The following is a 19,768-nucleotide window of genomic DNA, read 5'->3' on the forward strand; positions in this document are numbered from 1 at the left end:
AGTGTTGGAAAGTGAAAATTACCAACATCGAAACATTTGTTGTAGCACCAAGATGGTGTTTTGTCAAAGTGGAAACAGATGAAAGTATTGCAGGATGGGGAGAGCCTGTAGTAGAGGGGAAGGCAGCAACAGTAGAAGCAGCAGTACATGAACTGGCTGACTTTCTAATAGGAAAGGATCCTTTAAAAATAGAGGACCACTGGAATGTCATGTATCGTGCTGGCTTTTACCGCGGTGGGCCGATTTTAATGAGTGCTATTGCTGGTCTTGATCAAGCATTATGGGATATTAAAGGGAAATACTTTAATGCTCCAGCTTATCAATTGCTAGGTGGGGCATGTCGTGACTTGATCCGTGTTTATTCCTGGATTGGTGGTGACAGGCCAAGTGATGTGGGAGCTGCGGCCAAAAACGTAGTGGAAGCAGGTTTTACTGCAGTAAAAATGAATGGAACAGAAGAACTGCAATATGTTGACAGTTATGAAAAAATTGATAGCGTTATCGAAAGGATTGCATCTGTACGTGAAGCTGTCGGTGATTATATCGGTATCGGTATTGACTTTCATGGCAGGGTGCACAAACCAATGGCTAAAATACTGGCAAAAGAACTGGAGCCATTCCGCCCGATGTTTATTGAAGAACCAGTTTTACCAGAAAATAATGAAGCATTAGCGGAAATAACGAAACATACCTGCATTCCGATTGCGACTGGTGAGAGAATGTATTCTCGTTGGGATTTCAAGCCATTATTTGAATCCGGTTTAGCGGATATTATCCAGCCGGACTTATCTCATGCAGGCGGGATTACTGAAGTGAAAAAGATTGCTTCGATGGCAGAAGCATATGATATCGCTGTTGCGCCACATTGTCCATTAGGTCCGATTGCTTTAGCAGCTTGTTTACAAATGGATGCAACCGCTCACAATGCATTCATCCAAGAGCAAAGTCTAGGTATTCATTATAACCAAGGGAATGATTTATTAGATTATATAACAGACAAAACCGTATTTGATTACCGAGATGGACATGTCAAAATTCCTCAAGGACCAGGTCTTGGTATTGAAATCAATGAAGAGAAAGTAAAGGAAATGGCAAAAGAAAGACACAGATGGCGAAATCCTGTTTGGCGTCATCAAGATGGAACCGTTGCGGAATGGTAAGGAGGGATTCTAATGGATGTTGTAACAATCGGGGAATCGATGGCTCTTTTTACACCTGATAAAACAGGGAAAATGCGATATGCTTCCCAGTTTTCTAAGAAATTTGCCGGTGCAGAAACGAATGTTGCAATAGGTGTCACACGTCTTGGATTGCAGGCTGGATGGATAAGTCGAGTTGGTGATGACGAATTAGGCAAAGCGCTTATTTCTTTTGTTCGAGGAGAAGGAGTAGACACTTCACAAGTGAAAAAAGATTCGCAAGCACAGACAGGCCTCTATTTTAAAGAACTAAGAAGCGAACAAGATGTCCGTGTCTATTACTATCGAGCCGGGTCTGCTGCTAGTAATTTAAGTCCAGGCCAAATTCAGGAAGATTACATTGCCAGCGCAAAGTATCTTCACTTAACAGGTATAACGCCAGCATTGAGTGAAAGCTGCTATCAGACAGTTAAACAAGCAATCGAATACGCAAAAAAACATAATGTAACGATTATATTTGATCCAAATATTCGCGAGAAATTATGGGGATCGAAAGAAAAAGCAAAACAAGTGTTATTAGAAATTGCAGCGGAAGCCGATATTGTTCTGCCTGGAGTAGGTGAAGCTACGTATTTATTTGGTCAACATGAACTTGAGCAGTATGCCAACCTTTTTCTTGAAAACGGTGCGGAGGTTGTCATCCTTAAACAAGGTAGTAAAGGGTCCTCCTTTTTTACAAAGGAGGAACAGGCTTTTGTTCCTGGTTATCCGATCGAACGTGTCGTTGATCCCATTGGCGCAGGGGATGGATTTGCCGCAGGAGTGATTTCTGGACTATTAGAAAAACTACCTCTTGAAAAGACGATAGCTAGAGCTAATGCCATAGGTGCAATGGTAACCATGGTGAATGGCGATGTAGAAGGGTTGCCCGATATCGAAGAAATTGAACGATTTATTCAGGACACAAAAGAAGATGTGAGCAGGTAATACGAAAGGAGTTCATTTTTAATGGGTGTCTTGCAAAGTATTTATCAATATAAATTAGTCGCAATAATTCGTGGTGTACCCTCAGAACATATTCTTGATGTAGCAAATGCACTTCATCAAGGAGGAATTAGAATATTAGAGATTACGGTCGATACTACGAATGTATTAGATGCAATAGAGCAGGTAAGAAAAGAATTTGATCAAGAGCTGATCGTTGGTGCCGGAACCGTTTTAGATGCGGAAACAGCTCGAGCAGCGATTATGGCAGGCTCGCAATTCATTTTTTCTCCAACTGTTGACATAGATACGATTAAGTTAACGAAAAGGTACGGTATTGTCAGTATTCCGGGAGCAATGACCCCGACAGAAATTTTAACCGCCTATGAAAATGGCGCAGACCTTATTAAAATCTTCCCTGCAACAGCATTAGGACCAACCTATATCAAAGACATAAAAGGACCGTTGCCACATATACCGTTAATGCCAACAGGTGGGGTCAACCTTGATAATATATCTGCTTATTTTCAGGCAGGAGCAGTGGCAGCGGGATTGGGTAGTTCCTTGGTGAAAAAACAACAAACATATTCCAAAGAGGATTTAAAAGCGTTAACACATAGAGCAGAACAATTTATGGCAAAAGTTTAGAGGAATGGAGTGAACAAGATGACAAATGACTGGGAGACACTATCCTTAAATTAAATTTCTGGCGTGCACTGATTGATAATGATATTTATGAAACAAATCAGTGGAAACCTGTCAGCAACAAAGCGTACTGGCAGAAATATGGTTTACACTGGTTACAGCATCGGCTTGATGATCAGGTATCGGATGACAGAAAACAAGTACAGAGGTAATTGCAAAAGTAAGAATTGCACCTCCTGGTCTTTCTTAACAACCTATATCTATGATGTCTTTGCTAGTTGAGGTATTCAAGTTAGGGTTACCGGCCAATTAAATGGAGATACGCCGGATACTTTCCCGAGAATTGGCCTGCAAATGAAAGTCCCAAATGCGTTTGATCAGGTAAAGCGGAATGGAAGAGGACCTAGTGAAGCTTATGTCGATAGTAGAGTAGAGAAGCAAATCGTTTCGGTGTTTGGTAAGGCACAGTCGATCAGCTATTTACTAATTACGCTGTACCACAAGAGAATGGTAATCGCCATCAAGTAAAATGGATGTCTCTTTCCCGGGAAGAGGGCACTGGACTTCTAGTAACAGGGGAACCAACCTTTGATTTTAGTGTGCATCGTTATGATATGGAAAATATCGATCAGACAGAAGGATCTTACTTTAAATATTGACTATAAACAGCATGGCATCGGTTCTGCGAGCTGTGGTCCAGATGTTCTGGAGAGATATCAATTACATGCAGAGGACTTTGCGTTTACTGTTCGTTTTATTCCTTTTTCATCTAATGATGATCCCAAACATGTAGCCAAAACTACATTATCTAAGAGAATATAATTTTTCTGGACACTTTTTATAATTATCTGGACACTTTCGCCATTTACTGGACACTTTTTAAGATAATCTGGACACTTACACAAAGAACCCGCTTCTAGATTTAATCATCTAGAAGCGAGTTCATCTAGTTCTTTCTTATAATTCACTGCACCACATATTAGAGCCACATGTGTCACCATTCTCTAACGTTGCCAACTTCCTTAGTCTATTATGTCAAAAATAAAAGTAGTTTTGGCAAAATATTTTTCATCTTTATCTAACCAGATGGAAGGGAATCCTTCATGATGAACCGACGCCGGTGAACCTTGTGTTTCAAGGCACAGTCCTAAATATCTTACCGACTCTCGTTCGCGTAATCCTAATCCTTCTGGCAGGTTATTAGATGTGTACATCACCACACCAGGCTGATCGGTTATCACTGTTAACCGACGACCACTTTCTTTCTCGCGAACAACAGCACTTTCCTGTTTGGAATGGTCAAAGATAAAGTAATGATCATAGCCATGATTTGCCACTAGATTTTGCTTATAATCGGATGTCACACCATCTTTCATCAGGCGGCCATTCCGGAAATCATAGACAGTATCATCTACTTCTAAAATGTTACCAGTTGGAATTAATTCTTCATCCAATTCAACAAACTGACTGCTGTCCAATGTAATCTCATGATTTTGAATATCTGATTTCAAATTACCGCTCAGGTTAAAATAGGAATGGTTAGTACTTGTTAGAACCGTTTTATGATCAGCTACACCTTCATAGGTAATCGTAAAAGCATTATCATTATTCAAGGTATAAGTTACTGTCATCTGCAAGTTTCCAGGATAGCCGTTTTCACCATCTTTGCTTTTTAATGTCAGTGTTAGTCCTACTTCATCATTATTTTCAAAAGGGACAACCTTCCAGATTGATTTATGAAATCCTGGCTCACCACCATGTAAGTGATGTTCTCCTTCATTTTTCGGTAGTGTAAAGGTCTTGCCATTCACTTCAAATTGCGCTTTTTCAATTCGTCCGGCTACACGACCAATTAACGCCCCAAAAAACCCAGGATTGTCAAGGTAATCTTCATAGTTTTCAAAACCAATCACGACATTTTCCAGTTTACCATCACGATCTGGTGCAAGTATCTTTGTAATGATACCACCAAAATCAAGGATAGAAACAGCCATCTGATTATCATTGATTAAGGTAAACTCTTTCCATTGCTGGTCTTTTACTTTGACTACATCTGTTTTTACTTCCATAACCCGTTTCCTCCTAGTTATCTTTCATTTAGGTGTGACAAAAACCGTTTAAACGCATCTCTTCCGGACTGGTTTGTTTTATACACCCCGGCATCCTCCAAGACACGTGCAAATTTTTGTCCTAGTGCATCTTCTACAATTTTGTTAACGTTGTCTTTTGTTATCGTTGAATGTCTATCTTCCATAGATTGTACCCAATCATGGTGGTATTCTGCAACCGTTACCTTTTGACCGAGGAGATGCTTTTTAATTATCTCTAGCTCCTCTTTTAAACGGGGAGGAAGTACTGCAAGCCCCATCACCTCAATAAGCCCAATGTTTTCTTTCTTAATATGGTGTACATCCTCATGTGGATGGAAGAGTCCCATCGGATGTTCTTCTGTTGTACGATTGTTACGTAATACGAGGTCGATTTCGTATAATTCGCCACGTTTGCGAGCAATTGGTGTGATCGTGTTGTGTGGCGTATCACCTGTATATGCAAGGATATCTGCACTAGGATCACTGTATTCTCGCCATTTTTGTAAAATGTAATCAGATGCATCCACCAGTTTGCTGCGATCAGTATGGCGTAAGCGAATTACCGATAATGGCCATTTAACAACAACCGCTTCAACATCGGAAAAATCGTCCAATATAAAGCTAAATTCCTCTTCGGCATTTGTCATTGCAAAGGTATAGTGACCACCTTGATAGTGATCATGTGATAAAATACTGCCACCGACAATCGGTAAGTCAGCATTTGAACCAATGAAATAATGTGGGAATTTTTCAACAAAAGCTGTAAGTCTGGCAAAAGAATCTCGGTTAATTTTCATAGGACGGTGTTCTTTTGCGAACAGGATACTGTGTTCATTGTAATAGACATAAGGAGAGTATTGTAGAAACCATTCTTCCCCTTCCAATGGAACCTTAATAACCCGGTGATTAGAACGTGCCGGGTGACCGATCCGTCCTACATATCCCTCATTTTCCACACATAATAAACATTTCGGATAAGCGATATCCTGTTTCATTTCTTTTTCACGCTTAATTTGTTCGGGATCCTTTTCCGGTTTTGACAGGTTTATCGTAATGTCTAACTGTCCATAATCCGATGCTGTTTTGAAATGAATGTTGTTCGCAATCCGTTTTGTTTGAATGTAATTACTATCTTTGCTTAGTTGATAGAAATAGTCCGTTGCTTTTTCTGGTGAGGCTTGATATTTTAGATAAAAGGTTTGGTTTACTTCTGAAGGTTTTGAGATAAAAACGTCCATGATTTTGGCAGTTAGTTGTTCTCTTTCATCAAGTAAGCCTTCGATTAATCCTCTTTTTACAGCCTGATCCGCTAAATCTTCTAAAATTTCCGGAATATCCTGGTTTAACAGTTCTGCGTCATCTTGATAACTTGCTTCATTGAGTAGCCCTAACACTTGATTACGTGCATAAATTTCGTCACCAGTCTGGATCAATCCTTTCTCCATAGCTTTGTTGACTAATGTGTTCACTAAGCTTGAGATATTGGTCATGTTAATCCTCCTTGTAGCCTGTAGGATTAGCCTGATGCCAATTCCATGCATCGGTAATAATCTTATCAATATCAGTTCTGGTCGGGTTCCAACCAAGAATACGCATTGCTTTATCTGATGCAGCAATTAACGTACTAGGATCACCTGCTCTTCTTGGTGCTACTTCTGCCGGAATTGGGTGATTTGTTACTTTTCTTGCTGCATCAATGATTTCTTTTACAGAGAAGCCTTGGCTGCTTCCTAAGTTAAAGACATTACTTTCTCCGCCTTCTCTTAAATATTTAAGTGCTAGTATATGGGCATCGATTAAATCTTCGACATGAATGTAGTCACGGATACATGTGCCATCAGCAGTATTATAGTCGTCACCAAAAATAGAGATGTACTCTCTTTGACCTAACGCTACTTGCAATATAATTGGAATTAAGTGTGTTTCAGGACGATGGTCCTCGCCAATTTCGCCTGTACTGCGTGCTCCAGCAACATTAAAGTAACGAAGTGATACAAAACGGATACCGTGAGCAGCTTCAGTCCATTTCATCATTTTTTCCATTGTTAATTTTGTTTCACCATACGTATTAGTAGGGTTTGTTGGCATTGTTTCCGTAATTGGTACTTGTTCTGGTTCACCGTATGTTGCTGCAGTGGAAGAGAAGACAATATGTTTGATATCGAATTCTGTCATGGCTTGCAGTAATACTTGGGTTCCGTATACATTGTTATCGAAATATTTGAGAGGGTCTTCCATTGATTCACCTACTAATGAGTTTGCTGAAAAATGGAGTACTCCATCAATCTTTTCGTGTGTAAATACTTCGCGCAAGAATTCGATGTCACGAATATCGCCACTATAAAATGTTGCGTCTGGATGAACTGCACCCGCATGCCCTGTTAATAAATTATCAATCACCACTACCTCATATCCTTGATCAATTAATTGATATACAGCGTGCGAGCCAATGTAACCAGCTCCACCTAAAACTAAAATACGCATTTGTCATCATCCTTTCTAACTTAAAAAATATTAAAATAGAACCATTCACAAAATACATACACTACGAACCAATAAGCATGGATTTACTCTCCTCCATTCTGATTCTAGTCGAGTGCTAAGCCACCGCTGCGGAAAAAATACTCGCTTTCCGTGGGGAACGCTTCAGCCAGGGAGCTTCTTGATTAAACATCTTTGTCCCCTTGCACCGAGGAAGCCTACTTCGAAGCTTTACTAGGAGACGCAGGTGCATCACGCAGGGTCTTCAGACTGTTCCTTTCCCACAGGAGTCTCGCATTTTTTCTGCAGCTTAGAATAGTGTTCTAATAAAATGACAGGAAATCCAAAGGAAATCGTTCCCTAAGTTCTATTCTTACCATAATTGGAAAACTAAATTTAGCGTAGGCAGAATACGGAGACTCCTGTGGGAACAGCGCGAGCCGAAGATCCACTTGGTAAAGTGCTTTTCTTTACCAAGTTAGCTGAGGCCGTGCCCACGGAAAGCGCAGTATTCTGCCGGAGCGGTATTCCAACACTTCCTATGGAAAGAATGGAGGAAAGCCTCCCTCCGGAAATTTTCATTAGTTCGCAGTATCTATCAACTACGAACCAGTATGAGCGGCAGTTTATGCCTAAAGTGATATCTCCTTAGCACCATCTCCGACTGCGGCTACGTAAAAGGTTGGAGCGTAACCCACTTTGTCTTGATAGGATTTGTCAATGGCTTGTTTGACAGCTTCAACCATTGTCTTTTCTACGATAGCAATCGCGCACCCGCCAAATCCAGCGCCTGTCATCCGGGCGCCTAGGACACCTTTTTGTTGCCAGGCAGTTTCGGCAATGGTATCAAGCTCCACGCCTGTTACTTCATAATCATCGCGTAATGATACATGAGATTGGTTCACTAATTCACCAAATTCCTTGAGGTCACCAGCATTTAACTTTTTCAAAGCATCGATCGTTCTAGCATTTTCATATACAGCATGTTTTGCCCGTTTTTGATTTGTTTGATCAGTAATTAATGAACGGTTTTCCTCGAATTGTTCTGGTGTCAATTCACCAAGGCTGTTAATAGAAAGTTCTTTTTGCAGGTCCGCTAGCGCTACTTCACATTGATTGCGACGTTCATTATACTTGGAATCAGCGAGTTCACGTCGTTTATTCGTATTAATAATAATGATATCATGATTTTCCAATTTTATTGGTGCATATTGATAGTTTAATGTATCACAGTCTAATAGCATCGCGTGATCTGCTTTCCCCATACCAATTGCAAATTGATCCATAATGCCACTGTTGACACCGATATAATCGTTTTCAACTTTTTGTCCAAGTTGGACCATCCGAATACGGTCTATATCAAGTCGGTAAAGATTTTCTAATAAAACCCCAGTTACAAGTTCAATGGAAGCAGAGGAAGAGAGACCCGCACCGTTAGGAATATTTCCGTAGAATAATACGTCAAATCCTTTATCAATATTAAACCCTTCTTCCAGGAAGTAAAGAATCATTCCTTTTGGAAAATTGGTCCAACTGTCTTCGCCTTTGTAGGAAAGGTCATCTAGTGATACTTCAATTATTCCTTTATCAGGAAAATTATCCGAATAGAGTCGTAACTTTTTATCCTGTCTTGGTACTGCTAACGCATACGTACCAAAGGAAATTGCAGCAGGGAAGACATGCCCGCCGTTATAATCTGTGTGTTCCCCGATCAGATTAATTCTACCTGGTGCAAAAAATGCTCTGGGCTGTTCAGTTGTTTGGAACATACCTTGAAACTTGGCAACTAATGTTTTTATATCCATTTTCATTATCACCCTTTGAAATATTTTGTCGACTTAATTAAATTAATTTATTAACTAAAGTATACGTGATTTCGTTAATAGATACAAGGCTAAAATGGAAATAATTGATTGAGGTGAACAGTCACCTATAATGATGTCACATAAAATGGAAATAAACGGCACTACTCGTTATTTATCTTTACAAAAGTTAACAAACACTTTACGCAGAGTTTAATTAATTTCAACCTTGAATTGATAGAATCAAAGATGGAAGATAGACAAATTAATAGAGGAGGAGAGAGAATGGAGCGACATTCAAGGTTAAAAATATCTAGCTTATTTTTGGCATTTTTACTTGTATTTACTCAACTCTCAACAGCATTTATACCTATAGTAGAAGTAAGTGCACAAGAACAAGAGACGGAGGCTATTTCTGTATCTGATGCATTGGCAGAAGGTCATGATACAGAAGTGACCATGGAAGGGTATATAGTAGCCCCTTTTAATAATCAGTATGCCATTAAGGTAGCAGAAGAGAATAATGATGAGGCTACGTCTATCATTGTTAAGTTGGAATCAGATCAACGTGATCAATTTAGTCCACAGTTAAATGAAGCAGCATTAGGACAAAAAATTACTGTGACAGGTACAAGGGACCTTTATTCCAATCAGGAATCCATTGAAAATGTAACAAGTATTACATTTGCTGATGGTGATGCAATAGAGGACGAAGACCCGGTTCCGTCTAACCTATCGATTTTAGAAGCACGCCAACAAAGCAATGGAAGTGTCGTAACCATTGAAGGTGTGGTAACTTCTAGTAATCTAGCAGATCCAAATAGCAGTCAATTATCCACATACATACAAGATGAGACAGCAGGTATTAATCTTTTTGCATTTGAAGGATCTTCTTTTCCAACATTAAGTGAAGGAGATCGAGTTCAAATAACAGGTGAAATCGATGTTTATAATGGATTAACAGAGATTATACCAACTGACATGGAAGTGATCGCTAGTGGTGAAACTCTACCAGCTGCAACAGATATTACGTTAGCAGATTTAAATGATGAAGCAGTAGCAGAGTCATTAGAAGGTCAATTAGTTTCTGTTTCCGGATATATGCAAAATATTCCATCTGATCCTGCTGGTGGAGGCTACAATATTTCGTTAATCGACAGTGACTTTAATAGTACAACGTTAAGAGTAATGGAAGGAACGTTAGATGTTACGGAGCTAGAAGAGGGTAACTGGTATGAGATTACAGCTGTTTTAAGCCAATACAACAGCTATCAACTATTACCTAGAAAAGCTAGTGATCTATCATTAGCGGAGGAGCAACTGGACGCGCCAGATGCAAGTGGAGAATATACTTCAACAGTTGAATATGTTTCGGATGGTGACACGATTCGGTTAACAACACCTGTGTTAGGATCTGATCGAGTACGTTTTGTTAACATTGATACACCTGAGACAAATGTGAATGGAGCAAATGGTGTAGATGAGGAAAATCAACAAGAACATGGTCAATATGCAACAGAACGCTTGAAAGAATTATTGCCAGAAGGTTCAACCGTAACATTAAAAATTGGTGAAGAACCGACTGATCAATATGGTAGATTGCTAGCGGAAGTCATCAATGAAGATGGCGTAAATACGAACCTGGAATTAGTTAAAGAAGGATTCGCAACAACCTACTTTATCTGGCCAATTGGTGATGAAGATAATTATCAGCTTTATCAGGATACCGTTAAAGAAGCAATAGATAATGAACAAGGTATTTGGAATCCTGAAAACCTATTAACAGAGTTACCTTTTGAGTACCGTGCCATTTCAGAAGGTGGAGATTTCCATCGTTATGTAGGAAACTCCGATACGAAAGAATATGTAGAACCTACCGAATATGCAGAAGTTCCGGTGGAAAAACGTATCTTCTTTGCAAGTGCGGCGGAAGCTGAAGCACAAGGATATACTTCTGCAACAGCAGGTGAAGAACCATCTGATGACATATTGGAAGTACAACTATTAAGCATGAACGACTTGCACGGAAAGATCGACCAGGAATACGTATTAGATGTTGATGGCGAAGATGCAGTGTATGGTCGTATGGATTACACGGCACAAGCGATTAAAGAACGAGAACAAGAAAACGAGAATACCTTACTTGTACATGCAGGTGATATGATTGGTGGAAGTTCACCTATTTCAGGTTTGCTTCAAGATGAGCCAACAGTAGAAATTATGAATGAAATGGGCTTCGATATAGGTACAGTAGGAAACCATGAATTTGATGAAGGATTAGATGAATTAAAACGCATGGTAAATGGTGGGGATCATCCAGAAGGACTAGGTACAGAAGGTTACGAAGGGATGAACTTTGATATGCTTTGTGCCAACTGTATTCAAGAAGATACAGGTGAAACCTATTTACCACCATATGCTATTCAGGAAGTTGACGGTGTAGAAATTGGTTTTATCGGTGTTAATACACAAGAGACAATGAACATGGTCATGCCGTCTTCTTTAGAAAATGTAGCATTTACGGATGAAACAGAAGCAGTTAATGATGCAGTTGATGAATTACAGGAACAAGGTGTGGAAGCAATTGTTGTTCTTGCACACATGCCGGCGACACAATCTGGATCAACTGCTACAGGAGCTGCAGCAGATTTGGCTAAAAATACCGATGATGCAGTAGACATTATTTTTGCAGCCCATAACCACCAAGTAGTAGATGCCGTTGTTGATGAAAAATGGATTATTCAAGCATCGGAATATGGAAAAGCCTTTGCTGATGTTGATATTCAAATTGATCGTGAAACAAAAGATATTGTGGATGTAGAATCAGAAGTCGTATTTGTGAAGCAAGATGATTACCAACCTGAACCAGCGGTTGAAAGTATTTTGAATAAATATGAGGCTGAAATCGAATCTATTGTAAATGAAGAAATCGGTTATAATGCACAGGAACTAACTGGGCAGTATACCAATGATGGTGATCACGGTTTAGGTAATTTAATTGCAGATGGTATGAAATGGGTAATGGATGCTGATTTTGCGATGCACAATGGTGGTGGTATCCGCGACTCCTTAAACGTAGGTCCAATAACTTGGGGTGAAGTGTTTAATATTCTACCTTTTGCTAATAATGTGATGTCAGTGGAAATCAAAGGTGAAGATTTAATTCCTATTCTAAATGACAATTTATCAAGTTACGGATCAGATTATAGTGTGTCCGGTTTACACTACACCTATAATTATGATTATCAGCATGTAGTAGATATTACCTTTCCGGACGGATCGCCAATTGATCCAGAGGAAACATATGTATTAGCAACGAACAATTATATTGGTACGCAAGATGGTCCAATTAGTAATTTAGGTAAAAATCCAGTAATGGGTCCAGTTGATGTTGATGCTGCGGTGGATTATATCAAGTATTTAGATACTTCTGAAGAAAACCCATTAGTAGTTGGACCAGAGGGACGTATTACGCAAACAGACGAGGTTCCAGACATGGAAGATGAAGGCGAGGCGATCGGCTATAATGCACAGGATTTAGTCGGTAGTTACACAAATGGCATTGATCATGGTTTAGGTAATTTAATTACAGATAGTATGAGAGTGGAAATGGACAGTGATTTTGCTGTGACGAATGGTGGAGGAATTGGTTCTTCCTTATTAGCTGGACCGATCACGACATCTTCGTTAGAAAAAATACTAACCCATGGTAATACATTAGTGAAAATGGAAGTGACAGGTGCTGAATTAGAAGAGATTCTGAATGCACAGCTTTCTGATAACGGTTCTGATTATAGTGTATCTGGGTTCCAATATCGCTATAATAAGGCAGCAAATAAAGTGATATCTATAACACTTCCAGACGGCAAGAAAGTGAAAAAGAATGATACCTATACCTTAACAACAAATAGCTATTTAGCATCAAGAGGTGTATTCGCATCAATCGATTCTGAGCGAGAAGAAGGCCCTGTCGATGTAGAGGCGCTTGAGAATTACATTATTGCTCTAGAAACAACAGAGGATAATCCATTGTTATATGGTACAGAAGGTCGTATCTCTACTGTACCGAAAGTGACATTGCCAGATGTTGTAGATAATAAGGCGAAAGTAAAAGATGTTATTTTTGATCAGGTAGCAGCAAAGGGCAAAGTTACCGTTGACTTTACCGAAGTAGAAAATATTGACGAGAGCCAACCATTAGAAATTACAGTAACCAAATCGCAATTAGCCAAATTAAAAGAAAAAGATGCAGTTTTAGCTGTGAAAAAAAATGATGTAACACTAGAATTTCCAGCAGCAGTGTTTACTGGGGAACAGGATGCTACCATCATCATCGAAAAGCTAGCAGATGTAGAAGGTGCGAAAAGTGCTGTTTATGATTTTACCCTTGTGGAAGGTGAAACTATAATAAGTGACTTTTCTGAAACAGAAGGTGTTCAATTAGCCTTTAACATCCATGACGAAGATGTGGAATACTCAGACCTTTTGAAGGTATTTTACCTAAATGAGAAAACAGAGGAATGGGTAGAAATTGGCGGTGAGTATCAAGGCGGTATTGTGACAGCGACAACTACTCACTTCTCGATCTTTACTGTAATGGAAGCTAGTGAAGATAATGATAATAATGACGATGATGAGACCAATAACAATGGTGGAAACAATGATGGTGACGAAACTAATAATGATGTTGGAAATAATGACGATGGTGAAGCCAATAACAACGATGGAGATTCAAAAGATAATGATAAGAACTCCAATGGATCAGAAGATCAAAAGAAAACAGAGAACACATCAACAGAAAATAATGAGCTACCAGATACCGCTACATCCATGTTTAACTACTTGATAGCAGGTGTCGTCATAATCGCATTCGGCTTATTATTGCTGATTCGCAAAAGAAAACTAAGCTTATAACGAAAAAGGCTACATTCAGCTGAATGTAGCCTTTTTTCTTTCATTAATATAGTACGTCTGTTCCTTGGGAGAGTACAAAACGTCGTAACCCCTCAAGTCTAATTTTACTGTTGCTTAATAGTAGTATACTGCTCTCTTATTTTCTTAGCTGCTTCCACCATTTTTTCCAGAGCGGCGATGGTTTCAGGTTCTCTTCTCGTTTTTAGCCCGCAATCTGGGTTGATCCAGAATTGTTCGACATCAATGGTTTCTAGAGCACGTTTGATGTTTACTTCAAGCTCTTGCAAAGTTGGAACACGTGGGCTATGAATGTCATAAACACCAAGCCCGATCTCTTTTTTATAATCATTTTTTTCAAAGGTTTCCACCATTTCCCCATGACTTCGGGAAGTTTCGATCGAAATCACATCAGCGTCTAATCCATCGATAGCTTCATAAATTTCGCCAAATTCAGAGTAGCACATATGCGTATGGATTTGTGTGTCTGGTTTGACCGTCGCCGTTGCAAGCTGAAAAGCATTAACAGCAGCATCAAAATAGGCAGGCCATTTTAAGCGATCCAATGGTAATCCTTCACGTAACGCAGGTTCATCTACTTGGATGATGTTAATTCCTGCTTCTTCAAGTGCTAATACTTCTTTTTCTAGCGCTAAGGCAATTTGATCTTGTACTGTGAATCGAGGTAGTTCTTCATGAACAAATGACCAATTTAAGATGGTTACAGGTCCAGTTAACATTCCCTTAACAGGACGATCAGTTAAAGATTGGGCATAGGCGATCTCTTTCACGGTGATGGCCTTTTCCCACTCCACATTTCCAACTAATAAAGGTGGTTTAACACAACGTGAGCCATAGGATTGCACCCAACCAAATTCGGTAACCGCAAAGCCTTTTAATTTTTCTCCAAAATATTCAACCATATCGGTTCGTTCGAATTCACCGTGAACGAGTACATCTAAATCTAAATCTTCCTGAATTTGAATCCATCTTCTCGTCTCTGCTTCAATAAAATCCTGGTAGGCTTGGTCAGAGATATCACCTTTACGCCATTTTGTTCTTGTTCTTTTTACTTCGGGTGTTTGCGGTAAGCTCCCGATTGTTGTTGTCGGTAATAAAGGCAGATTTAATGATGCTTGTTGACGTTTCTTTCTCTCTGTAAAAGGAAGTTCTCGTTTTGCATTTTGTCTTGCGATAGCAGGTGTTTGATTACGGTAGTCAGATTGATCCAGATTCAATATTGCTTGTTGGCTAGCTTCAAAAGCGTCAGCAACAGACTGTTTTCCTGCTTGTAAAGCGGTTGTTAAATTTTGCAGTTCTTCTAATTTTTCATTGGCGAAGCTTAATCCGTCTTTGACAACAGGATCTAGCTTTTCTTCTAAATGTTTCGTTACTGGCACATGTAATAAGGAACAGGATGGTTGTATAATTAATGTTTCTGGGTTTGCTGTTTGTTGGATATGCTGTAAAAGTTGATATTTTTCCTCTAAATTAGCACGCCATACATTACGACCATTGATAATACCAGCACCTAAAACTTTATCGGAAGGGAAGCCAAACTTTTGGATCAACTCTAAATGATCACCATGTACAAAGTCTAATCCAATTCCCTTTACTGGTAGAGCAGTAATTTGTTGATAATGTTGAACCGTCTCAAAATAGGTTTGTAAAATGATCTGAATTCCTGATACATTGTTATCGATCGATTGATATACTTGCTCTACAAGATGTATTTCCTTTTCAGAAAGGTTAGTACCCAAAATAGGTTCATCTATTTGTACCCACTTAGCTCCTGCTGCTGCTAATTCGTTAAGAACTTGTTCGTATAATGGAAGCAAGCGGTTAATCCAACTTTCTAATTCATCTTCTTGATATCCTTTTGCCAGTTTAACAAATGTGACAGGTCCAACAATGACAGGCTTGCCGTCAATGTTCAATTCTTCTTTTGCTTCCTGATAATAATATAATGCCCGGTTCTCTATTAATTTTGGTGATGTTCCGCTTAGTTCTGGCACTATATAGTGGTAATTGGTATTGAACCATTTTGTCATTTCCGCCGCTACAGCATTTGTTTCACCACGAGCAATCGCAAAATAGCTAGACAAGTTTGTTGGGGTATGTTGCTGAAATCGCTCTGGAATAATATTAAAGGAAACAGCTGTATCTAATACATGATCATAAAATGAAAAATCCCCCACAGGAATAAGGTCAATTCCTTGCTCTTTTTGCTTTTTTAAGTTGTTAAGTCGTAATTTTTTGGTTTGTGCTTTCAGTGATTCTTCACTAATGTCTCCTTGCCAGAATGCTTCGATGGATTTTTTCCATTCTCTTTTTTCTCCTATACGCGGATAACCTAAATTGGCACTAAGAATTGTTGTCATTGTGTAAAAACTCCTTTAAATTTATATTTTTGTTACTAACTTAGCTTGTTGCTGAACATACTTCGTGAGCTCCACTGTTAATGGATAATGCATAAACGGAGTGATAATATAAATACCATTAAAATAATTCATCGCCGTTTTAATTAACTCCTTGGCAATTTGCATTCCCTCTTGTAAACTGTCCTGGCGGTTATCATGGCGCTGCATTCTTGTGCGCACTTCGTCAGATAGTTTCATGCCTGGTACCTCATGATGAAGAAATTCTGCATTTCGATGAGAGGTAAGTGGCATGATACCAATGAAAATAGGTTGATCAATATGTTTAGTAAGTCGATGCAATTGAATAATTTGCTCGTGGTTGAATATCGGCTGTGTCAAAAAGTAGTCCGCACCATGCTTTATTTTCCGTTCCATTCTTTTCACTGCTTTTTCGAGATTGGCCACATTTGGATTAAACGCAGCAGCTACCTGAAATTGAGTATTTGTTTTCAAAGAACTACCAGAAAATGAAAGCCCTTGGTTACACTGTTTGATCAGCTTTGTTAATTCAAAAGATGTGACATCAAAGACAGATGATGCACCCGGAAAACCACCAATACGAGTCGGATCTCCCGTTATAGCTAGAATTTCATGGAGACCTAATGTATGCAATCCCATTAGGTGGGATTGAAGCCCGATTAAGTTACGATCACGACATGTCAAGTGGATGAGCGGTGTTGCGTGACATCCTGCTTGCTTCATTTTTACAGCCATCGCTAGATTACTAATACGTGGAGTAGCCAAGGAATTATCTGCTAATGTAATTGCATCAACTCCAGCATTCTCCAAAGCAAATACACCATTCATGAAAGAGTCTGTGTCCAAATGTTTTGGTGCGTCTAATTCGACAATAACGGTATGTCGTTTTCGAGCCTTATCTGCAATTGTTGTTCGTAGTGGTGGCTGCTGGTCTGTTTTATTTTGGGTAAATGTTACTTGCTTTACTTCTTTTTCTGTAATAGGTTCTAAGTCTGCTATTCCATCTTTGAGTGCACGAATATGTTCTGGCGTCGTGCCGCAACATCCGCCTATTAACCGGACCCCTTGATCACGGAAATCCTTCGCACATCGTTCAAAGTAGTGAGTATGCTGGGTGTAAACTAGTTTCCCGTTTTGATAAGCAGGAAGACTTGCATTAGGATATGCTGCCAAAAGTGCCTTTTCCAGGAGTGGAACTGATTCTAATGCCTTGATCATATAGTGAGGGCCTAAATGACAATTCACTCCTACAACATCTGCACCAATATCTTCTAGTGTTTGGAGGGCTACGGGAAGCTGGATGCCATTTTCCATCACACCAGGTTCATGCATCGATACATTCGCTATGATAGGCAGATCTGTTTCTTGTCTAGCAATCTCTAAGACTTGTTTTATTTCTTCGAAGTCATAGTATGTTTCTAGTAATATCCCATCCACACCTTCTAGTAATAGCGAGAATAGCTGTTCCTTAAAGCTGCGGATAATATCCTTCTTAGAAGCTACTATTTTTTGCACACCTCTAATTCCACCAATCGTTCCTAACACAAATGCCCGGTCTTCGGCAACGGTCTTGGCGAGTTGAACCGCTTTGGTATTCAATTGATGTACTTGATCTTCTAAACCAAACCGTGCCAATTTGATATAATTTGCTCCGTATGTGTTGGTTTGAATGATTTCTGCCCCCGCATCAAGATAGGTTTGATGAACATGAATGATTTCATCGGGATGGGTAGTGTTGTAAGATTCGAAACATCGATCTACACCATGGGAGTATAGTAAAGTTCCCATTGCTCCATCAGCGACCATTAATCTGTTTTGTAAATGACTAATTAGTTTGGACATAAAATTTCACCTCTCTTCTTTACAAAATAAAAAATCTCCGGCTATAGAAAGACGGAGATTTATTAGAAAAAGACTCTCATCTTTCAAGCACATCATGCTTGCTGGAATTAGCACCTTGTCAATGATTGACGGTTGCTGAGGTATCGTAGGGCCAGTCCCTCCACCTCTCTGGATAAGAAAAAGCTATTTAGTTAGTAACATTTGTTAGTAGTTTACAACAACCGCAAACCAATTTCAAGCCCATTTTGAAAATAATGGTATGAAATTGACGGGATAACTTGACTGTTCTTATAATTATGATATGATAAAGTTTAGTTGAAAATGATTATCAATAACAAGGAGGATATCTCCATGAACCTACAACAACTCATTAAAGAACGTCGCTCGATATCTGTTTATCAAGATAAAGAGGTTTCACAAAGTTTGATCGAAGAACTATTAGAAATAGCTATTTGGGTTCCTAATCATAAGATGACAGAACCATGGCGCTTTGTTTTTATTCAAGGAGAGGCTAAAGAAAAACTGGCAAATATTAACCGGCAAGTAGCAGTCTCCAAAACAACTAGTAATTCAGATGAAGAATTAAAAATAGTAAGCGATAATGCTTATCATAAAATAATGAATGTGCCATTTATCTTCTTTGTCGTTAATACCTTACACCCCCAAGAAAAGTTAAGAGAAGAGGATTATGCTTCTTCTAGTTGCTTAATACAGAACTTTAGTTTACTAGCGTGGGAAAAAGGATTAAGTACTTTTTGGAAAACAGGAAAACTAGCCTTCTGTGAAGAAACAGCAGAATTGATTGGTTTACAAGAGGATGAAAGAGTAGTGGGGCAAATACAAGTAGGCTATCCAGCCAAAAATCTTCATCCAGTTCCCAGAACATCTGCAAAAGAAAGAATCACCATTATAGAGTAAAACGCATCGGACGCTTGAATCCCGATGCGTTTTTTTGCTGTAGAACACAGTATCCATAAACTGCGCAGTAACTCTCTTGAGGATCTGCTCTGTCCATCCTCCCATAGAGAGTGCACCGAATACCGCTTCGGCAGAATACTGCGCTTTCCGTGGGCACGGCCTCAGCTAACTTGGTAAAGAAAAGCACTTTACCAAGTGGATCTTCGGCTCGTGTGAGTTCCCACAGGAGTCTCCGTATTCTGCCTACGCTATTGTTGTGCTCTGGTTATAGAAAGGATAGAACTCATGGAAATACATATGGTGGAGAATTCGATTGGTTGATTTCGGATTAGTGTTGTAGGGCATATCTTAACGAAGGCCGCCCACTTTCACTCCTGTGGGAATTGTTTGACCTGAAGATCCACTTTTTCGAGCGGTTTTGGCTCGAAAAAGTTAGCTGAAGGACAAACCCCACGGAAAGGGAAGTGGGCAGCCGGAGTGGCAGTTATGATCACGATATATGTCAAAATTACTTCATAGGTGACTGTGCATTTAATTTCGAACAAACAGTATTTTCA

General features: G+C 39.4%; 13 protein-coding genes, 1 pseudogene and 1 riboswitch. Of the genes and pseudogenes, 8 read left to right on the top strand and 6 right to left on the bottom strand.

Annotated elements, in window-relative coordinates:
• Window positions 1-11 precede the first annotated feature (11 nt).
• The 6 genes and pseudogenes from dgoD to J5J03_RS14745 form a co-directional block, all read left to right on the top strand.
• Window positions 12-1,160: a galactonate dehydratase gene (gene dgoD, locus J5J03_RS14715; protein WP_208590534.1), complete on the top strand. Its 1,149-nt coding sequence runs from the start codon at window positions 12-14 to the stop codon at window positions 1,158-1,160.
• Between the two features lie 12 nt (window positions 1,161-1,172).
• Window positions 1,173-2,126 (top strand): sugar kinase, encoded by a 954-nt coding sequence (locus J5J03_RS14720; RefSeq protein WP_208590535.1) that lies wholly within the window; start codon window positions 1,173-1,175, stop codon window positions 2,124-2,126.
• A 21-nt stretch (window positions 2,127-2,147) separates the two neighbouring features.
• Window positions 2,148-2,771, top strand: a complete 624-nt coding sequence (locus J5J03_RS14725) for a bifunctional 4-hydroxy-2-oxoglutarate aldolase/2-dehydro-3-deoxy-phosphogluconate aldolase (RefSeq protein WP_208590536.1) — start codon at window positions 2,148-2,150, stop codon at window positions 2,769-2,771.
• Between the two features lie 83 nt (window positions 2,772-2,854).
• Window positions 2,855-2,980: a hypothetical protein gene (locus J5J03_RS22175; RefSeq protein WP_331460503.1), complete on the top strand. Its 126-nt coding sequence runs from the start codon at window positions 2,855-2,857 to the stop codon at window positions 2,978-2,980.
• 136 nt (window positions 2,981-3,116) lie between these two features.
• The gene (locus J5J03_RS14735; protein WP_331460504.1) at window positions 3,117-3,296 is read left to right on the top strand and encodes a hypothetical protein; all 180 of its coding nucleotides are present in this window, start codon (window positions 3,117-3,119) and stop codon (window positions 3,294-3,296) included.
• Window positions 3,293-3,590: pseudogene (locus J5J03_RS14745) on the top strand (beta-galactosidase small subunit-related protein); the annotation flags it as partial. The gene J5J03_RS14735 and the pseudogene J5J03_RS14745, both read left to right, overlap by 4 nt.
• A gap of 200 nt (window positions 3,591-3,790) precedes the next feature.
• Here the strand turns inward: J5J03_RS14745 and J5J03_RS14750 are convergent.
• From J5J03_RS14750 to J5J03_RS14765, 4 genes are all read right to left on the bottom strand, one after another.
• Complete coding sequence (locus J5J03_RS14750) at window positions 3,791-4,837, bottom strand: aldose epimerase family protein (RefSeq protein ID WP_208590538.1); 1,047 nt, start codon at window positions 4,835-4,837, stop codon at window positions 3,791-3,793.
• Between the two features lie 17 nt (window positions 4,838-4,854).
• A complete protein-coding gene (gene galT, locus J5J03_RS14755; RefSeq protein ID WP_208590539.1) occupies window positions 4,855-6,348 on the bottom strand; it encodes a UDP-glucose--hexose-1-phosphate uridylyltransferase in 1,494 nt (497 codons plus the stop codon).
• Window position 6,349: 1 nt separating this feature from the next.
• On the bottom strand, window positions 6,350-7,342 hold the full coding sequence (gene galE / locus J5J03_RS14760) for a UDP-glucose 4-epimerase GalE (protein WP_208590540.1): 993 nt from the start codon (window positions 7,340-7,342) through the stop codon (window positions 6,350-6,352).
• Window positions 7,343-7,971: 629 nt separating this feature from the next.
• The gene (locus tag J5J03_RS14765) at window positions 7,972-9,144 is read right to left on the bottom strand and encodes a galactokinase (RefSeq protein WP_208590541.1); all 1,173 of its coding nucleotides are present in this window, start codon (window positions 9,142-9,144) and stop codon (window positions 7,972-7,974) included.
• Between the two features lie 282 nt (window positions 9,145-9,426).
• Here J5J03_RS14765 and J5J03_RS14770 point away from each other — a divergent pair, with 282 nt between their 5' ends.
• Window positions 9,427-14,055, top strand: a complete 4,629-nt coding sequence (locus tag J5J03_RS14770) for a 5'-nucleotidase C-terminal domain-containing protein (RefSeq protein WP_208590542.1) — start codon at window positions 9,427-9,429, stop codon at window positions 14,053-14,055.
• 104 nt (window positions 14,056-14,159) lie between these two features.
• Here J5J03_RS14770 and metE read toward each other — a convergent pair whose 3' ends face one another.
• Window positions 14,160-16,433: a 5-methyltetrahydropteroyltriglutamate--homocysteine S-methyltransferase gene (gene metE, locus J5J03_RS14775; RefSeq protein WP_208590543.1), complete on the bottom strand. Its 2,274-nt coding sequence runs from the start codon at window positions 16,431-16,433 to the stop codon at window positions 14,160-14,162.
• Between the two features lie 21 nt (window positions 16,434-16,454).
• A complete protein-coding gene (locus tag J5J03_RS14780) occupies window positions 16,455-18,293 on the bottom strand; it encodes a bifunctional homocysteine S-methyltransferase/methylenetetrahydrofolate reductase (RefSeq protein ID WP_208590544.1) in 1,839 nt (612 codons plus the stop codon).
• Between the two features lie 73 nt (window positions 18,294-18,366).
• A riboswitch (SAM riboswitch) is annotated at window positions 18,367-18,472 on the bottom strand.
• A 172-nt stretch (window positions 18,473-18,644) separates the two neighbouring features.
• On the opposite strand from J5J03_RS14780, the gene J5J03_RS14785 reads away from it, so the two are divergent.
• Window positions 18,645-19,211 (top strand): nitroreductase family protein, encoded by a 567-nt coding sequence (locus J5J03_RS14785; RefSeq protein ID WP_208590545.1) that lies wholly within the window; start codon window positions 18,645-18,647, stop codon window positions 19,209-19,211.
• Window positions 19,212-19,768 lie beyond the last annotated feature (557 nt).

Origin of the sequence: Gracilibacillus suaedae, from assembly GCF_017599345.1 — a bacterium.
GTDB classification, from domain to species: domain Bacteria; phylum Bacillota; class Bacilli; order Bacillales; family Amphibacillaceae; genus Gracilibacillus; species Gracilibacillus suaedae.

Excerpts from the sequence above, each read along its gene's own strand:
- J5J03_RS14720 (WP_208590535.1), top strand. The coding sequence starts at position 1,173 with ATGGATGTTGTAACAATCGGGGAATCGATGGCTCTTTTTACACCTGAT.
- J5J03_RS14725 (WP_208590536.1), top strand. The coding sequence starts at position 2,148 with ATGGGTGTCTTGCAAAGTATTTATCAATATAAATTAGTCGCAATAATT.
- J5J03_RS14750 (WP_208590538.1), bottom strand. The coding sequence starts at position 4,837 with ATGGAAGTAAAAACAGATGTAGTCAAAGTAAAAGACCAGCAATGGAAA.
- galT (WP_208590539.1), bottom strand. The coding sequence starts at position 6,348 with ATGACCAATATCTCAAGCTTAGTGAACACATTAGTCAACAAAGCTATG.
- galE (WP_208590540.1), bottom strand. The coding sequence starts at position 7,342 with ATGCGTATTTTAGTTTTAGGTGGAGCTGGTTACATTGGCTCGCACGCT.
- J5J03_RS14765 (WP_208590541.1), bottom strand. The coding sequence starts at position 9,144 with ATGGATATAAAAACATTAGTTGCCAAGTTTCAAGGTATGTTCCAAACA.
- J5J03_RS14770 (WP_208590542.1), top strand. The coding sequence starts at position 9,427 with ATGGAGCGACATTCAAGGTTAAAAATATCTAGCTTATTTTTGGCATTT.
- metE (WP_208590543.1), bottom strand. The coding sequence starts at position 16,433 with ATGACAACAATTCTTAGTGCCAATTTAGGTTATCCGCGTATAGGAGAA.
- J5J03_RS14780 (WP_208590544.1), bottom strand. The coding sequence starts at position 18,293 with ATGTCCAAACTAATTAGTCATTTACAAAACAGATTAATGGTCGCTGAT.
- J5J03_RS14785 (WP_208590545.1), top strand. The coding sequence starts at position 18,645 with ATGAACCTACAACAACTCATTAAAGAACGTCGCTCGATATCTGTTTAT.